The following is a 15,988-nucleotide window of genomic DNA, read 5'->3' as shown; positions in this document are numbered from 1 at the left end:
TGATACACCTGAAATGAGTTTAATGACGACTTTGGCAACAGGCGGGAAACGCATGACAGCTGGAAATGAAAACAACCTGATTTGGATCGACCTCGAAATGACCGGATTAGATCCGGAGCGCGATCGCATTATTGAGATCGCCACCATCGTGACCGATGCCAACCTGAACATCCTGGCAGAAGGTCCGGTGTTCGCGGTGCATCAATCTGACGAGCAGCTGGCGTTGATGGATGACTGGAACGTGCGCACGCACACCAATAGCGGATTGGTGGCGCGTGTTAAAGCCAGCGAGCATGACGACCGTGCAGCAGAATTGGCCACCATCGAGTTCCTGAAGCAGTGGGTGCCGGCGAATACCTCGCCGATTTGCGGCAACAGTATTGGTCAGGATCGTCGCTTCCTGTTTAAGTACATGCCTGAATTGGAAGCCTATTTCCACTATCGCTATCTTGACGTCAGCACGCTGAAAGAGCTGGCGCGTCGCTGGAAACCCGATATTTTGCCAGGCTTCAAAAAGTCCGGTAGCCATCAGGCACTGGATGACATTCGCGAGTCCGTCGCCGAGCTGGCGTACTATCGCGAACACTTCCTGCAGCTTTAATCGCCAGTGGGTGCGCAGGAAATCATCAGGTTGTCGATAAAAGCAGCGAACGCGCGGAAAGCGCAAAATTTTGCTTTTAGACTCTTGCGACTGAAAGGATTTCTCGTATAATGCGCACCCCGTACCGGTGAAGAATTTAATTCGGAATTCGGAACGGAGAAGTAAAACGAAGTTCAGAATCGAGCATGTTTGTTTGATGCAAGGCGGCAACTGAACGAGTCACAGCGAGCTTACATCAGTAAGTGACCTGTGCGAGTGAAGGCAGCCAACGCAGCAGCAAATAAACAGGCGAAGATTATGCGGGAATAGCTCAGTTGGTAGAGCACGACCTTGCCAAGGTCGGGGTCGCGAGTTCGAGTCTCGTTTCCCGCTCCAAACTTTCGTTGCGTAGTAAACCTCTAATGCGGGAATAGCTCAGTTGGTAGAGCACGACCTTGCCAAGGTCGGGGTCGCGAGTTCGAGTCTCGTTTCCCGCTCCAGAGTTTGTAGTAAACCATCCAAATCACGGATTTAGTCGTTAGCGTGATTGTTGTGACAAAAATACGAAGATGCAGAATCGAGTATTTTCGTTTGCAACAAGGCGGCAACTGAACGAATCCCTGGGAGCTTACATCAGTAAGTGACCTGGGTGAGCGAAGGCAGCCAACGCAGTAGCAGACTAAAATACGAAGATTATGCGGGAATAGCTCAGTTGGTAGAGCACGACCTTGCCAAGGTCGGGGTCGCGAGTTCGAGTCTCGTTTCCCGCTCCAAATTTTTATATTCACTAATGTTATTTGCCCTTAGGCGCAATCAGAATTAAAACTGCTGCTGATATTTTTATCGCATGCATCATCGTTTTTTCTGGAAATTTTGCACGCCTCGCTAGCATCGATAATGCTTGTTGTCTGACGCAGTTATCTTACAGGTTATCCACAATGTGCCTGCAAGGTTCTGACGGCGTTTTCCCCGTTGTTTAAAACTGTTTTGAACAGAGTTATCCACAAGCTCTGGACAAACCCCTGCGCGCTAAACACGACGTGAATATTTACAATAATCGCTTAATTAATTGATTTGTAAGGGTTTAAACCTATTTCAGACTGTAATCTTATCCTTTAGACGAAATTACGATCTCCGTCACTATTCCGTTGGATAATTTTATTCACAGCATGTGGAAAAGCGTTTTATCCTGTGCGACTGCTCAATCACGCATCACGTGGCAGGCCCTTTTCGACCGCGCGCACCAGCCGCTGTTTCTTCGCAGGCTGCACTTCCACCGCTTGCGCCGCGCGTTTCTGCAACTGCTGTGCAATCGCCCATTCAATATGTTCATCAAGCAGTGGATGTTCGCCGCTGCGCGATGCTAATGCCGCCATATTTTCTTCTGTCCAGGGCGCATTGCCCAATGCCACCGCAATGTTTCGCAACCAGCGCAAATGCCCAATACGCCGAATCGCTGAACCTTCAGTGATGCGCAGAAATTTGGCTTCATCCCATTTGAACAGTTCGGTGAGTGGCGGCGCATGCAGCACCGCGCGCGGTGAGAAATCGTCTTCATCAGTTAACTGACCGTAACGATTCCACGGGCAGATTAGCTGGCAATCGTCGCAGCCATAAATTCGATTACCTATTAGCGGACGGAACTCTTCAGGAATTGCGCCTTCCAACTCGATGGTGAGATAGGAGATGCAGCGACGCGCATCGACCACGTAAGGTTCGACGATAGCGGAAGTGGGGCAGATAGTGATGCAGGCGACACAGCGTCCACACTGCTCTTCCTGTGGCTGATCAACCGGTAACGGCAGATCAATCAGCAATTCGCCGAGGAAGAACCAGGAGCCCGCTTCACGGTTAAGGATTAGCGAATGTTTGCCGGTCCAGCCTAAACCGGCTTTAGCGGCAATCGGGCGTTCAAGAATCGGCGCGGAATCGACGAACGGGCGAAAATTGAGTTCGCCACAGTGCGCCTGAATCATTTCTCCGAGCTTTTTCAGTCGATTGCGCAATACTTTGTGATAGTCGCGGCCCAGCGCATAGCGGCTTACATAGCCCAACTGCGGATTTTTCAAGGTGCTGGCAAAGGCGGCTTTGGCGGGAAGGTAGTTCATGCGTACGCTAATCACGCGCAGCGTGCCAGGCAGCAGTTCATGTGGCCGCGCGCGCATCATGCCGTGGCGCGCCATCCAATCCATCTCGCCGTGATATTGCTTATCCAGCCACGCCTGCAGTTTGGGCTCTTCGGCGCTTAGATCGGTATCGCAAATACCCACCTGCTGGAAGCCGAGGTCGCGTCCCCACTGTTTGATTTGTTGAGCGAGCTGTTGAAGATCGAGAGGATATGACATGAGAAACCAGGCAATTGAAGCAAACGCGCGCAGTTTACCACACTCTGTCTGGCCTGCGCAGGCGATGGCACAACTGGAACGCGATGCCGCCGATAGCCTGGGCTTAACGCTGTTTGAGCTGATGCAACGCGCTGGCCAGGCCAGCTATGAATTAGTCCGCCAACTGTGGCCGCAGGCGCAACATTGGTTGGTGCTGTGCGGGCACGGCAACAATGGCGGCGATGGTTTTGTAGTGGCGCGACTGGCGCAAGCAGCAGGTTTGAACGTAACGCTGCTGGCGTGCGCGGGCAGCAAAGCCTTGCCAGAAGAAGCACAGCAGGCGCAGGACGCATGGCTGGCGGCGGGCGGTGTGATTCACGCGGCAGATGCGCCCTGGCCGGAGCAGGTTGATGTGATTGTCGATGCGTTGCTCGGCACCGGCTTAAATCGTGCACCTGCGGATCCCTACGATCGCCTGATTACGCTGATTAACGCGCATGCCGCACCAGTGCTGGCGATCGACATTCCCTCCGGTTTGCTGGCGGCTAACGGCACGGCGCCGGGTGAAACGGTCATCGCCGACCACACGCTGAGCATGATTGCGCTGAAACCCGGCCAACTGACCGGCAAAGCACGTGATTACGTTGGCGTGCTGCATAACCATGAGTTGGGTTTGTCGGCGTACCTTGCCGCTGAACAGGCACCGATTTCACGCTATGACGCCGGGGATTTAACGCGCTGGCTGAAACCGCGTCGTGCGACCTCACACAAAGGCGATCAAGGTCGGCTGTTGGTGGTCGGTGGCGATAGCGGCACGGCGGGTGCGATTCGCATGACCGGTGAAGCCGCATTGCGAACCGGTGCCGGACTTGTGCGCGTGCTGACGCATGAAGATAATATTGGCCCGATTCTCACCGCGCGACCGGAGCTAATGGTTGATGCGCTGAGCGATGAACGTCTGAATCAGGCGCTGGAGTGGGCGGATGTCATCGCCGTTGGACCGGGGCTTGGCCAGCGTGATTGGGCGCAGAAGGCACTGAAAAAGATTGCGGCCAGTGAAAAGCCGATGCTTTGGGATGCGGATGCGCTTAACCTGCTGGCAATCAAGCAGGATAACCGTCAGAATCGCATCATTACGCCGCATCCCGGCGAAGCTGCGCGCTTGCTGGGGGTGAAAACCAGCGAGATTGAGAGTGACCGCTTACACGCTGCGCGCGCCCTGGCGAAACGCTACGGCGGCGTGGTGGTATTAAAAGGCGCGGGCACGGTGATTGCCAGCTCGGCAGGTGACATCGCGATTGCTGATGTGGGCAACGCCGGCATGGCATCCGGCGGCATGGGCGATGTGTTGAGCGGAATTATCGCCGCTCTGCTCGGCCAGAAACTGACTTTACTTGATGCAGCCTGCGCAGGCTGTGTCGCGCATGGGGCAACAGCCGATGCCGTCGCGCGTCAGCGCGGTACACGCGGCATGTTAGCCACTGATTTGTTCGAGCTGCTGTGGCAGTTTGTTAATCCAGAGATGATCCAACAATAAAGCATGAAGACCTGTGTTATCCCTTTGCCCGATGAGGCGGCAACCCTGAATCTGGGTGCGCAATTGGCGCGCGTCTGCAACAGCGCGCTGGTGATCTATCTTTATGGCGATTTGGGTGCCGGTAAGACCACCTTTAGCCGTGGTTTTCTGCAGGCGCTCGGCCATCAAGGCAATGTAAAAAGCCCAACTTATACGCTGGTCGAGCCCTACGAGCTCGGCTCTCGCACGTTGTACCATTTCGATCTCTATCGTCTTGCCGATCCCGAAGAGCTAGAGTTCATGGGCATCCGCGACTATTTCACCGGCGATGCGCTTTGTCTGGTGGAGTGGCCGCAGCAGGGCACCGGCGTGCTGCCTGAGCCCGATTTAGCGCTGACGTTGCGCTATGTTGATGCAGCGCGTGAAGCCGAAATTAGCGCGGTTTCCGCCACGGGTGAAGCGCTGTTAACCCAATTCCAGCAAGGCAGGGATCCGGCATGATGTCACGGATGAGAATCATTGTACTGGGCTTGCTGTGCCTGTTTTCTGCCTCGGCGTTGTCTGCCACGTTATCAGATATCAAAGTTGAAAATGGCGATAGCCAGGCCACCGTCACGCTGAGCTTTAACGGTCAGCCGGTGTATGGCTTTTTCCCGCTGCATAATCCCAATCGTGTGGTGCTGGATATTCGTCAAAGCGGCGCGATTAAAGGTTTGCCGCTGAATTTTAGCGGCGAAAATATTGTGCAGCGCATTCGCCATAGCCAGCCAAAGGATAAGCAAAGCCTGCGTTTAGTGTTCGAACTGACGCAGGCCGCACAGACGCGCGCCAGCACCCAGCGCGATGGCAGTAATTATCGCGTGGTGTTCACCATTCGTGGGACGCAGCCAGCGAAGCGTCCGGCCGTTGCCGCACCTGTCACCACCGCGCGTGAAAGCCAGCCGCAAAGCAGCAGCCAGGGCAATCCGTTCAACGCCAATCAGGTGACTGCGGTAACCAGCAGCAATACTACCGTGCGTCCCGGCAACTCGGTCAGCCGCAACGATGTGGTGATTGTGGCGATTGATGCCGGACACGGCGGCCAGGATCCCGGTGCATCAGGTCAGCACGGTTTGCACGAGAAAAATGTCACCATCTCGATTGCGCGTAAACTGAAAGCGCTGATGGATCAGGATCCGATGTTCAAACCGGTGCTGACGCGTAACGGCGACTATTTCATCTCGGTGATGGGCCGTTCCGAAGTGGCGCGTAAAGAGAACGCGAATCTGCTGGTATCCATTCACGCCGACGCCGCACCGAATCATTCGGCCACCGGCGCATCGGTTTGGGTGCTGTCTAACCGCCGCGCCAATAACGAAATGGCGAACTGGCTGGAACAGAAAGAGAAACAATCTGAGCTGCTGGGCGGCGCAGGCGATCTGCTGGCGAACAGTCAGGCCGATCCCTATCTCAGCCAGGCGGTGCTGGATTTGCAGTTTGGTCATTCACAGCGTGTAGGTTATGACGTCGCCGTCAAAGTCCTGCAGCAACTGCGCGGTATCACGCCGCTGCATAAACGTCTGCCGGAACATGCCAGCCTTGGCGTTTTACGTTCCCCGGATATTCCTTCTTTACTGGTCGAAACCGGCTTTATTAGTAATGCCGCGGAGGAGCGGCTGCTTGGCAGCAGCGCGTATCAGGAGAAGATTGCTCAGTCGATTTATAAAGGCCTGCGCAATTATTTCCTTACGCATCCGCTGCAATCGATCCCAAAGGAGGAAAACCGGCCGCTGGACAGCGCACCAGCGGTTAGTGTCGCCAGCAACCCGGCGACCGGCACGGTGCAATATACCGGCGCGACGCAGCGTCATACCGTGACGCGTGGCGAGACGCTGTCCGGCATCGCGGCAAAATATGGCGTGAGCATGGCAACGTTACGTGAGATGAATAGCCTGAAGCGCGATGTGGTTTGGGTAGGACAGCGCCTGAAGGTGCCCGCGAAATCCAGCGTTAGCGTGGCGGCGGCGAGTCGTCCAACCCGGCATAAAGTGGTGCGCGGCGATTCGCTGACGGCCATTGCCGCGCGCTATGGCGTGAGCTCGAAAGCCATCATGCAGGCGAATAATATGAAGTCGAGCAATGTGATGTTGGGGCAAAACTTAAAAATTCCGCAATCCTGATTGTTGGCTCCTCGTGAGCCAACCAGCCAGAAGGATCACCACCATGCCAATACAGATTTTACCGCCGCAGCTGGCGAACCAGATTGCCGCAGGCGAAGTGGTTGAGCGTCCGGCGTCGGTCGTAAAAGAGCTGGTGGAAAACAGCCTGGATGCCGGTGCCACGCGCATTGATGTCGATATCGAGAAAGGTGGCGCGAAGCTCATCCGCATTCGCGACAACGGCTGCGGCATCGCCAAAGACGAACTGGCGATGGCGCTGGCGCGGCATGCGACCAGCAAAATAGCCTCGCTCGATGACCTTGAGGCGATCATGAGCCTCGGTTTTCGTGGCGAAGCGCTTGCCAGTATCAGTTCTGTTTCTCGTTTAACGCTGACTTCACGCACCGCCAATCAAAGCGAAGCCTGGCAAGCCTACGCGGAAGGGCGCGATATGGATGTGACGGTGAAACCGGCTGCGCATCCGGTGGGTACATCGCTGGAAGTGCTCGACCTGTTCTACAACACGCCCGCACGCCGCAAATTCATGCGCACCGAAAAGACCGAATTTACCCACATCGATGAGGTGATTCGTCGCATTGCGCTGGCACGCTTTGACGTCGCCATCTCGCTTAGCCACAACGGTAAGTTGATGCGCCAGTATCGCGCGGTCAGTGAAAATACGCAGCGGGAGCGGCGTTTAGGTGCCATTTGCGGCACCACGTTTATGCAGCACGCTTTACGCATTGAGTGGCAGCACGACGATTTAGCGCTGCGCGGTTGGGTCGCCGATCCTAACGGCTCGCGCCAGGTTACCGACCTGCAATATTGCTACGTCAACGGACGCATGATGCGCGACAAACTGATCAATCACGCGATTCGTCAGGCGTATCAAACGCAGCTGGGTGATGATCAGCAACCGGCTTACGTGCTCTATCTGGAGATCGATCCGCATCAGGTAGATGTCAACGTCCATCCGGCTAAGCATGAGGTGCGTTTCCATCAGTCGCGTCTGGTACATGATTTTATCTGGCAAGGCGTGATGAGTGCGCTGCAAGCCAGCCGCGCGCCGGAATTGCCCATCGCCCACGCCGAAGAGCCGGCACCGAAGTGGCAGCCAGAAAACCGCCAGGCGGCAGGTGCGAACCACTTTGCCCAGCCCAGCAACACGCCACGCAGCGGCGGCACTTCTGCGGCGGCGGGTGCAAACTGGCAGAATAAAGAGCCGGTTTACAGTGCGCGTGAAGGCAATGCGTATAAGCAGTTGATGAAAACGCCGGTGGTAGAAACGCCGTGCGCTGCGCCAGTTCCTGCGGCGGCTCCGGTGCGTCAGGCGGAAACGCGTGAAGCACCGCTGGCCGCCCACGCGCAAAGTTTTGGCCGCGTGTTAAGCGTTTTACAGGATCGTTATGCGCTGCTGGAACGGGGGAGTGCGCTGCAATTGTTATCGCTGGCCGTGGCGGCACGCTGGTTAAAACAGGCCCAGCTGCAACCAGGCGATGAGGGCTTAAAACCGCAGCCATTGCTGATCCCGGTACGCCTGAAAATTGCCGCGCCGGAGCTGGCCGCTATCGCCGAGCACGCCGCGCTGCTAAGCCAGATGGGCATTGATTTACAAAGAGAAGGGCAGCACGTGACGCTACGTGCGGTGCCTTTACCGTTACGAACACAAAATTTACAAATCTTGATTCCAGAACTGTTAGGCTACCTGGCCCGGCAGCAAGAGGTTTCTGCATCCACGTTGGCCCAATGGCTGGCGCGTCGCGATGATGCAGAAGACGCTCACTGGAATCACTCGCAGGCGATTGCACTGCTGGCAGAGCTGGAAAGGCTCTGCCCGCAACTGCTGAAGTCGCCGCCTTCAGGTCTGTTACAGACCATTGAGATTGAGAGCGCGCTGAACGCGTTGAAGCATGAGTGAACTAAACCAGGCTAGCCGGCCAAAGGCAATTTTTTTGATGGGGCCTACCGCCTCCGGTAAGACGGCATTAGCGATTTCGCTGCGTCAGCAACTTCCGGTGGAACTTATTAGCGTTGACTCTGCCTTAATCTATCGCGGGATGGATATTGGCACGGCGAAACCGTCGGCAGAAGAGTTAGCACTGGCGCCCCATCGTTTGCTGGACATTCGCGATCCGGCGGAGGCCTATTCCGCCGCTGAATTTCGTCGCGATGCGTTGGCAGAAATGGCGGAGATCACCCGTAAGGGGAAGATTCCGTTGCTTGTTGGTGGAACCATGCTCTACTTCAAGGCGTTGCTTGAAGGATTGTCGCCGTTGCCCTCGGCCGATCCCGAGGTGCGTCAGCGAATAGAGCAAATGGCGGCGGAGAAAGGGTGGGAAGCCCTGCACCGTCAGCTGTGCGAAATCGATCCGGTCGCCGGTAGTCGTATTCATCCGAATGATCCGCAGAGACTTTCGCGAGCACTGGAAGTTTTTTTTATTTCGGGTAAAACTTTAACGGAACTGACAAAAACCTCCGGCGAAGCGTTACCCTACGACGTGTACCAGTTTGCAATCGCCCCTGCGAGTCGCGAACTGATACATCAACGCATTGCGTTGCGTTACGACCAGATGCTAGCGTCAGGATTTGAAGCGGAGGCTCGTGCACTGTTTGGGCGAGGTGATTTGCATACGGACATGCCTTCCATTCGTTGTGTAGGTTATCGCCAGATGTGGTCTTATTTATCAGGCGAAATCGATTACGACGAAATGGTTTATCGGGGAATTTGCGCCACTCGGCAGCTCGCTAAACGCCAGATGACCTGGTTACGTGGCTGGCCTGAAGTACACTGGTTAAACAGTGATGAGCCAGAGTTAGCGCGTAATGCGGTGCTTAAGGTAGTTAGTGCGTAGCAGGGATGATTGTGTACAATTGATTGGTTATCGTGCGCAAATTTTTACGCAGTTTTTCTGAACCACGGTTCTTAAAGCAACAAACAACAAGCATATAAGGAAAAGATAGAATGGCTAAGGGGCAATCTTTACAAGACCCGTTTTTGAACGCATTGCGTCGTGAACGTGTACCGGTTTCGATCTATTTGGTGAATGGTATTAAGCTGCAAGGGCAAATTGAATCCTTTGATCAGTTCGTCATTCTGTTAAAAAACACGGTCAGCCAGATGGTGTATAAGCACGCCATCTCTACAGTGGTTCCTTCTCGTCCAGTGTCGCACCATAGCAATAACGCGGGCGGCAGCGGTGGTAGCAGCAACTATCATCACAGCGGAAGCAATCAAGGCGCTCAGTCGCAGCCACAACAAGACGGCGATAACGCAGAATAATTTTGCGCTGCCGTAAAGCCAGGGCTGGAGAACGAGCACGTTTTCCTGTCCTGGTTATTTTATTTTAGCGAGGTTATAGCTTGTTTGACCGTTATGAAGCCGGTGAGCAGGCCGTACTGGTACACATCTGGTTCTCCCAAGACAAAGAGCTGGAAGATTTGCAGGAGTTTGAAACTCTTGTCTCTTCTGCGGGCGTTGAAGCGCTGCAAGTCATTACGGGCAGCCGTAAAGCGCCACATCCCAAATATTTTGTCGGTGAAGGAAAGGCAGTTGAAATTGCCGATGCGGTGAAAGCGAGTGGAGCATCGGTCGTTTTATTCGATCATGCCTTAACGCCTGCTCAGGAACGTAATTTAGAGCGTGTGTGTGAATGTCGTGTTGTCGACCGCACCGGCCTAATTCTTGATATTTTCGCTCAGCGCGCCCGTACCCATGAGGGTAAATTACAGGTCGAGCTGGCACAGTTACGCCATATGGCAACACGTTTAGTGCGTGGATGGACGCATCTTGAACGCCAAAAAGGCGGTATCGGTTTACGTGGTCCGGGTGAAACCCAGTTGGAAACGGATCGTCGTTTACTCCGCAATCGAATTAGCCTGATCCTTTCCCGTCTTGAGCGTGTTGAGAAACAGCGCGATCAGGGCCGCCAATCACGTGCTAAAGCTGACGTGCCAACCGTTTCTTTGGTGGGCTACACCAACGCAGGCAAATCTACCCTGTTTAATGCGATAACCTCCGCTGATGTTTATGTGGCAGATCAACTGTTTGCGACGCTTGACCCGACTTTACGTCGCCTGAATGTTGCAGATGTTGGTGAAGTGGTTTTAGCGGATACCGTTGGATTTATTCGTCATTTGCCACATGACTTAGTGGCTGCGTTTAAAGCTACGCTGCAGGAAACGCGTCAGGCCGCGCTGCTGCTCCATGTGGTTGATGCGGCTGATTTACGTATCAATGACAACATCGAAGCCGTGAATGAAGTGCTGGTAGAAATAGAATCCGATGAAATTCCAGCCCTGATGGTCATGAACAAAATCGATATGCTGGAGGACTTTGAGCCACGTATCGATCGCAACGAAGAGAACCAACCGATTCGCGTTTGGTTATCTGCACAGAGCGGCGTGGGTCTGCCGTTACTGTGGCAGGCGCTTTCTGAGCGTTTGGCCGGTGAAATTGCGCAGTACGATTTACGTCTGCCGCCGGAAGCGGGCCGTTTACGCAGTCGTTTTTATCAGTTGCATGCTATAGAAAAAGAATGGAATGAAGATGATGGCTGTGTGAGTTTGCACGTGCGTATGCCGATCGTTGATTGGCGTCGTCTGTGTAAACAAGAGCCGTCGCTAGCCAGTTATATTGTTTGACCGTTGCCTAACCGATCTTACCCAAAAGATTTCAGGTTGTAGCAAGGCGGCAATTGAACGAATTCCCGGGAGCTTACATCAGTAAGTGACCGGGATGAGTGAAAGCAGCCAACGCCGCTACAATCTGAAAGATGAAGGGTAAGCCGTAAATACAATAAATGGAGTAGAAACATGGCGTGGAATCAGCCCGGAAATAACGGACAGGACCGCGACCCGTGGGGAAGCAGCAATAATCAAGGCGGCAACTCTGGGGGAAATAAAGGAGGTCGCGATCAGGGACCACCTGATCTGGATGATATCTTCCGAAAGCTGAGTAAAAAACTCGGCGGACTGGGCGGTGGCAAACAGAATGACAATGGCCAACGCAGCGGCGGTAGCGGTGGCAAAATAGTTGGCATCGTTGCCGTAGCGGCTGTCGTTATCTGGGCGGCTAGCGGTTTCTACACCATTAAAGAAGCTGAACGTGGCGTCGTCACACGCTTTGGCAAATTTAGCCATCTGGTTGAGCCAGGCCTCAACTGGAAACCGACTTTCGTCGATCAGGTTCGCGCCGTAAACGTAGAAGCCGTACGTGAACTGGCCGCATCTGGCGTGATGTTGACGTCGGATGAGAACGTGGTGCGCGTTGAGATGAACGTACAGTACCGCGTGACCGATCCTGAGCGCTATCTGTATGCCGTGACCAGCGCCGACGACAGCCTGCGTCAGGCCACCGACAGCGCCTTGCGTGGCGTTATTGGCCGCTCAACCATGGACCGCATCCTGACGGAAGGCCGTACCGTGGTACGTAGCGAAACTCAGCGTGAGCTCGACGAGACCATCCGTCCTTACAACATGGGTATTACCCTGCTGGACGTAAACTTCCAGGCGGCGCGTCCACCGGAAGAGGTTAAAGCCGCGTTTGATGATGCGATTGCCGCGCGTGAAAACCGTGAACAGTACGTGCGTGAAGCTGAAGCTTATTCGAATGAAGTTCAGCCGCGTGCTAATGGTCAGGCGCAACGTATCCTCGAAGAGGGTCGTGCTTACAAAGAGCGTACGGTGTTAGAAGCGCAGGGTGAAGTGGCACGTTTTGCCCGCTTGCTGCCGGAATATAAAGCTGCACCAGAAATCACGAAAGAGCGTCTCTACATTGAAACCATGGAACGTGTGCTGAGTCATACCCGCAAGGTGTTGATCAGCGATCGTGGTAACAATTTGACAGTTCTGCCACTGGATCAACTGATGCGCGGTGGCCAGGCATCTGGCCAGGGCGGTCAGAAAATGACGAATTTAATGAAGTCTCCTTCCTCGTCCGATAGCAATGCGAATCGGGGAGATACTTCATCTTACAGTCCAGACAGCATCATGGATCAGCGTCGCGCCAATGCGCTGCGCAACGATACCCAGCGCCAGGGGAGGGAGTAATCGATGCGTAAGCCAATCATCGCCGTAATTATTGTAGTGCTGGTGGTGCTTTACGCGTCACTGTTCGTGGTGCAGGAAGGCCAACGCGGCATCGTGCTGCGCTTTGGTAAGGTTCTGCGTGATGACGAAAACAAACCGTTGGTGTATGCACCGGGTCTGCATTTCAAAATTCCGTTTATCGAAACCATGAAATCACTGGATGCGCGCATTCAAACCATGGATAACCAGGCTGACCGCTTTGTTACCAAAGAGAAGAAAGACCTGATCGTTGATTCTTACATCAAATGGCGTATCAGTGACTTCAGCCGTTACTACCTGGCAACCGGTGGTGGCGACGTTTCTCAGGCGGAAGTGCTGCTGAAACGTAAGTTCAGTGACCGTCTGCGTTCTGAAATGGGTCGTCTGGATGTGAAAGACATCGTGACTGATTCGCGTGGCCGTTTAACCACCGACGTGCGTGACGCCCTGAACACCGGCAGCGCTGGCAACGATGATGACGTTCAGACGCCCGCTGCGGATGACGCAATTGCGAGTGCGGCAGCACGTGTAGAACGTGAAACCAACAGCAGCGAGCCTGCTCCAAACCCGAACAGTATGGCTGCGTTGGGTATTGAAGTTGTCGACGTGCGCATCAAGCAGATCAACCTGCCGACTGAAGTTTCTGACGCGATCTACAACCGTATGCGCGCCGAGCGTGAAGCGGTAGCGCGTAGTCAGCGTTCACAAGGTCAGGAAGAGGCAGAGAAACTGCGTGCGCAGGCCGATTATCAGGTCACACGTACGCTGGCAGAAGCACAGCGTGAAGCGCTGATTTCTCGTGGTGAAGGTGATGGTGAAGCGGCAAAACTGTTTGCTGATGCCTTCAGCCAGGATCCGGATTTCTATGCCTTTATCCGCAGCCTGCGTGCCTATGAGAACAGCTTCTCAGACAATCAGGATGTGTTGGTGCTGAGCCCGGATAGCGATTTCTTCCGCTATATGAAAGCGCCCTCTAACGCCACGCGTTAAGAACTGATATAAAGTCCAGGCCGACAATGCTGTCGGCCTTTTTTTTGGGAAAAATCATGAATTCAACCATCTGGATGGCGCTGGCTTTGGTTTTGGTGCTGGAAGGACTTGGACCGATGTTTATGCCACGCGCCTGGCGACGCATGATTCTGGCGATGACGCAGTTACCCGATCGTCTCTTGCACCGTTTTGGTGGCGGTTTAGTGGTGGCCGGCGTGGTGATTTACGCGATGATCAGTATGCACGCGCGTTAATCAGCGTAAATTTTTTGTGATGCCGCGCGACTCAATTGTGTCTGTTGGCCGCTGTTCCCCCAACATGTTGTGAGCTGAGCAAAACTCAGGCAAAAAACAGCGCAATCGTATGCTAAAAGTGCTGAAAGAGTAAAAGTCAGGTGGTAGAATCCATTTTTAAGCAATCGGTGATTTTGAAAAAATGGGTAAGAACGTCGTCGTACTGGGCACCCAATGGGGTGACGAAGGTAAAGGTAAGATCGTAGACCTTCTGACAGAGCGCGCGAATTACGTCGTGCGTTACCAAGGTGGCCATAATGCAGGCCACACACTTGTCATCAACGGTGAAAAAACCGTCCTCCACTTAATTCCATCTGGCATCCTGCGTGAAAACGTCACCAGCATCATTGGTAACGGCGTTGTACTGTCGCCTGAAGCGCTGATGAAAGAGATGAAAGGTCTGGAAGAGCGCGGTGTGCCGGTACGTGAACGTCTGCTGATCTCTGAAGCCTGCCCATTGATTCTGCAATACCACGTAGCAATGGATGTGGCGCGCGAGAAAGCGCGTGGCGCCAAAGCTATCGGCACCACCGGTCGCGGTATCGGTCCTGCCTATGAAGATAAAGTGGCACGTCGCGGTCTGCGCGTGAGCGATCTCTTCAACAAAGAAACCTTTGCGGTGAAGCTGAAAGAGATCGTCGATTTCTACAACTTCCAGCTGGTTAACTATTACAAAACTGATGCTGTTGACTACGAAAAAGTGCTGAGTGATACGCTGGCGGTTGCCGATATCATTACCAGCATGGTGGTTGACGTCTCTGATCTGCTGGACGGGGCGCGTAAGCGTGGCGACCTGATCATGTTCGAAGGTGCACAGGGTACGCTGCTGGATATCGATCACGGTACCTATCCGTACGTGACCTCATCGAACACCACCGCAGGTGGCGTAGCGACGGGTTCAGGTATTGGTCCACGCTATGTTGATTACGTGCTGGGTATCGTGAAAGCCTACTCAACGCGCGTTGGTGCAGGTCCATTCCCGACCGAACTGTTCGACGAAACCGGCGAGTTCCTATGTGCACAAGGCAACGAGTTCGGCGCGACCACTGGTCGTCGTCGTCGTACCGGCTGGCTGGATGCAGTTGCCGTTCGCCGTGCTGTACAGATCAACTCGCTGTCAGGTTTCTGCATGACCAAGCTGGACGTGCTGGATGGCCTGAAAGAAGTGAAAATCTGTGTGGCTTATCGTATGCCTGATGGCCGCGAAATGACCACCACGCCGCTGGCGGCTGAAGGCTGGGAAGGCATTGAGCCGATTTACGAAACCCTGCCAGGCTGGAGCGAGACCACATTCGGCGTTAAGACGCTGGAAGGTCTGCCGCAAGCTGCACGTGACTACATCAAACGTGTAGAAGAAGTGACCGGTGTGCCGATTGATATTATTTCTACCGGCCCAGACCGCAGTGAGACCATGATTCTGCGCGACCCGTTCGACGCATAATCTCCTCAGGCCGGACTCTGTCCGGCCTTTGTATTTCTAATCTTTGACTCCACTCACTCTATTTTTTCTTGCAGATATCGATACTTGCCAGAAAAAACGCACCGGCCACCACGCTCTGGTTTATCATCATATTTAAACATCACGCCGACCGGCGCATAACCATAACGTTCGATGATTCACTGAGGTATATGTGCAGCTAACAAGTTTCACCGATTATGGTCTGCGTGCCCTGATTTACATGGCGACGTTACCGGCAGGTAAGCAGACCAACATTACCGAAGTCACCGATACCTACGGGGTGTCGCGTAACCATATGGTTAAAATCATCAACCAACTGAGCCGGGCTGGCTTTGTCGCCGCAACACGCGGTAAAAACGGCGGAATTCGTTTAGGCATGGACCCGGAAAAAATCGTCATTGGCGATGTGGTGCGAAGAATGGAGCCGTTGCAGCTCGTGAACTGCGACGAGTGTGTGATCACGCCGGCCTGTCGTTTGCGTAAAGCATTGCACGATGCGGTCCAGCTATTCCTCAAGGAACTGGACAAGTATACGCTGGCCGATTTGGTCAAAGATAACGATTCGCTGTACCAACTTTTATTGTCCGAACCGCCGGTGGCAATCCAAATTAAATGACATCGG

Annotated in this window: 14 protein-coding genes and 3 tRNA genes; 16 read left to right on the top strand and 1 reads right to left on the bottom strand. The window is 54.0% G+C overall.

Annotated features, from left to right (window positions below):
• The first annotated feature begins 52 nt into the window (after positions 1–52).
• From orn to AC6I8A_RS17375, 4 genes are all read left to right on the top strand, one after another.
• Complete coding sequence (orn, locus tag AC6I8A_RS17390; protein ID WP_008101955.1) at positions 53–601, top strand: oligoribonuclease; 549 nt, start codon at positions 53–55, stop codon at positions 599–601.
• A gap of 299 nt (positions 602–900) precedes the next feature.
• Positions 901–976: transfer RNA gene (locus tag AC6I8A_RS17385), tRNA-Gly, on the top strand.
• A gap of 28 nt (positions 977–1,004) precedes the next feature.
• Positions 1,005–1,080 (top strand) — tRNA-Gly (locus AC6I8A_RS17380).
• A 197-nt stretch (positions 1,081–1,277) separates the two neighbouring features.
• Positions 1,278–1,353, top strand: a tRNA-Gly gene (locus AC6I8A_RS17375).
• Positions 1,354–1,785: 432 nt separating this feature from the next.
• Here the strand turns inward: AC6I8A_RS17375 and queG are convergent.
• Positions 1,786–2,925 (bottom strand): tRNA epoxyqueuosine(34) reductase QueG, encoded by a 1,140-nt coding sequence (queG, locus tag AC6I8A_RS17370; RefSeq protein WP_256697593.1) that lies wholly within the window; start codon positions 2,923–2,925, stop codon positions 1,786–1,788.
• Here queG and nnr point away from each other — a divergent pair.
• The 12 genes from nnr (at position 2,924) to nsrR (ending at position 15,982) form a co-directional block, all read left to right on the top strand.
• Positions 2,924–4,441, top strand: a complete 1,518-nt coding sequence (nnr, locus tag AC6I8A_RS17365) for a bifunctional ADP-dependent NAD(P)H-hydrate dehydratase/NAD(P)H-hydrate epimerase (RefSeq protein WP_497818833.1) — start codon at positions 2,924–2,926, stop codon at positions 4,439–4,441. The genes queG and nnr overlap by 2 nt on opposite strands.
• 3 nt (positions 4,442–4,444) lie before the next feature.
• Positions 4,445–4,921 (top strand): tRNA (adenosine(37)-N6)-threonylcarbamoyltransferase complex ATPase subunit type 1 TsaE, encoded by a 477-nt coding sequence (gene tsaE / locus AC6I8A_RS17360; protein WP_061723444.1) that lies wholly within the window; start codon positions 4,445–4,447, stop codon positions 4,919–4,921.
• Positions 4,918–6,579, top strand: coding sequence for an N-acetylmuramoyl-L-alanine amidase AmiB (amiB, locus tag AC6I8A_RS17355; RefSeq protein WP_256697589.1), 1,662 nt, complete (start codon positions 4,918–4,920; stop codon positions 6,577–6,579). The genes tsaE and amiB overlap by 4 nt, the downstream gene beginning before the upstream one ends.
• A 43-nt stretch (positions 6,580–6,622) precedes the next feature.
• A complete protein-coding gene (gene mutL, locus AC6I8A_RS17350) occupies positions 6,623–8,476 on the top strand; it encodes a DNA mismatch repair endonuclease MutL (RefSeq protein WP_256697587.1) in 1,854 nt (617 codons plus the stop codon).
• The gene (gene miaA / locus AC6I8A_RS17345) at positions 8,469–9,410 is read left to right on the top strand and encodes a tRNA (adenosine(37)-N6)-dimethylallyltransferase MiaA (RefSeq protein WP_497818832.1); all 942 of its coding nucleotides are present in this window, start codon (positions 8,469–8,471) and stop codon (positions 9,408–9,410) included. Before mutL ends, miaA begins: the two co-directional genes overlap by 8 nt.
• A gap of 110 nt (positions 9,411–9,520) precedes the next feature.
• A complete protein-coding gene (gene hfq, locus AC6I8A_RS17340) occupies positions 9,521–9,838 on the top strand; it encodes an RNA chaperone Hfq (RefSeq protein WP_008103618.1) in 318 nt (105 codons plus the stop codon).
• 80 nt (positions 9,839–9,918) lie between these two features.
• Positions 9,919–11,199, top strand: coding sequence for a ribosome rescue GTPase HflX (gene hflX / locus AC6I8A_RS17335; RefSeq protein WP_154154933.1), 1,281 nt, complete (start codon positions 9,919–9,921; stop codon positions 11,197–11,199).
• A 171-nt stretch (positions 11,200–11,370) separates the two neighbouring features.
• Positions 11,371–12,606, top strand: a complete 1,236-nt coding sequence (gene hflK / locus AC6I8A_RS17330) for an FtsH protease activity modulator HflK (RefSeq protein WP_008103614.1) — start codon at positions 11,371–11,373, stop codon at positions 12,604–12,606.
• Between the two features lie 3 nt (positions 12,607–12,609).
• On the top strand, positions 12,610–13,614 hold the full coding sequence (hflC, locus tag AC6I8A_RS17325; RefSeq protein WP_101762865.1) for a protease modulator HflC: 1,005 nt from the start codon (positions 12,610–12,612) through the stop codon (positions 13,612–13,614).
• Positions 13,615–13,670: 56 nt separating this feature from the next.
• Positions 13,671–13,868 carry a DUF2065 domain-containing protein gene (locus AC6I8A_RS17320; protein WP_008103612.1) on the top strand — a complete coding sequence of 66 codons (198 nt, stop codon included), beginning with the start codon at positions 13,671–13,673 and terminating at the stop codon, positions 13,866–13,868.
• A gap of 181 nt (positions 13,869–14,049) precedes the next feature.
• Entirely contained in the window at positions 14,050–15,348 is a 1,299-nt protein-coding gene (locus AC6I8A_RS17315) for an adenylosuccinate synthase (RefSeq protein WP_256697586.1), read from the top strand.
• A 190-nt stretch (positions 15,349–15,538) separates the two neighbouring features.
• Positions 15,539–15,982 carry a nitric oxide-sensing transcriptional repressor NsrR gene (nsrR, locus tag AC6I8A_RS17310; RefSeq protein ID WP_256697585.1) on the top strand — a complete coding sequence of 148 codons (444 nt, stop codon included), beginning with the start codon at positions 15,539–15,541 and terminating at the stop codon, positions 15,980–15,982.
• The last annotated feature ends 6 nt before the right edge of the window (positions 15,983–15,988 follow it).

The sequence above is a fragment of the Pantoea sp. X-Soil-ISGK-275 genome (assembly GCF_059730795.1).
Note: the sequence above shows the minus strand (reverse complement) of the source record. Positions and strands in the feature narration are given on the sequence as shown.

Coding starts and splice junctions, on each gene's coding strand:
- orn (WP_008101955.1), top strand. CDS start 53: ATGACAGCTGGAAATGAAAACAACCTGATTTGGATCGACCTCGAAATG.
- hfq (WP_008103618.1), top strand. CDS start 9,521: ATGGCTAAGGGGCAATCTTTACAAGACCCGTTTTTGAACGCATTGCGT.
- AC6I8A_RS17315 (WP_256697586.1), top strand. CDS start 14,050: ATGGGTAAGAACGTCGTCGTACTGGGCACCCAATGGGGTGACGAAGGT.
- tsaE (WP_061723444.1), top strand. CDS start 4,445: ATGAAGACCTGTGTTATCCCTTTGCCCGATGAGGCGGCAACCCTGAAT.
- nnr (WP_497818833.1), top strand. CDS start 2,924: ATGAGAAACCAGGCAATTGAAGCAAACGCGCGCAGTTTACCACACTCT.
- hflC (WP_101762865.1), top strand. CDS start 12,610: ATGCGTAAGCCAATCATCGCCGTAATTATTGTAGTGCTGGTGGTGCTT.
- hflK (WP_008103614.1), top strand. CDS start 11,371: ATGGCGTGGAATCAGCCCGGAAATAACGGACAGGACCGCGACCCGTGG.
- queG (WP_256697593.1), bottom strand. CDS start 2,925: ATGTCATATCCTCTCGATCTTCAACAGCTCGCTCAACAAATCAAACAG.
- miaA (WP_497818832.1), top strand. CDS start 8,469: ATGAGTGAACTAAACCAGGCTAGCCGGCCAAAGGCAATTTTTTTGATG.
- AC6I8A_RS17320 (WP_008103612.1), top strand. CDS start 13,671: ATGAATTCAACCATCTGGATGGCGCTGGCTTTGGTTTTGGTGCTGGAA.
- mutL (WP_256697587.1), top strand. CDS start 6,623: ATGCCAATACAGATTTTACCGCCGCAGCTGGCGAACCAGATTGCCGCA.
- amiB (WP_256697589.1), top strand. CDS start 4,918: ATGATGTCACGGATGAGAATCATTGTACTGGGCTTGCTGTGCCTGTTT.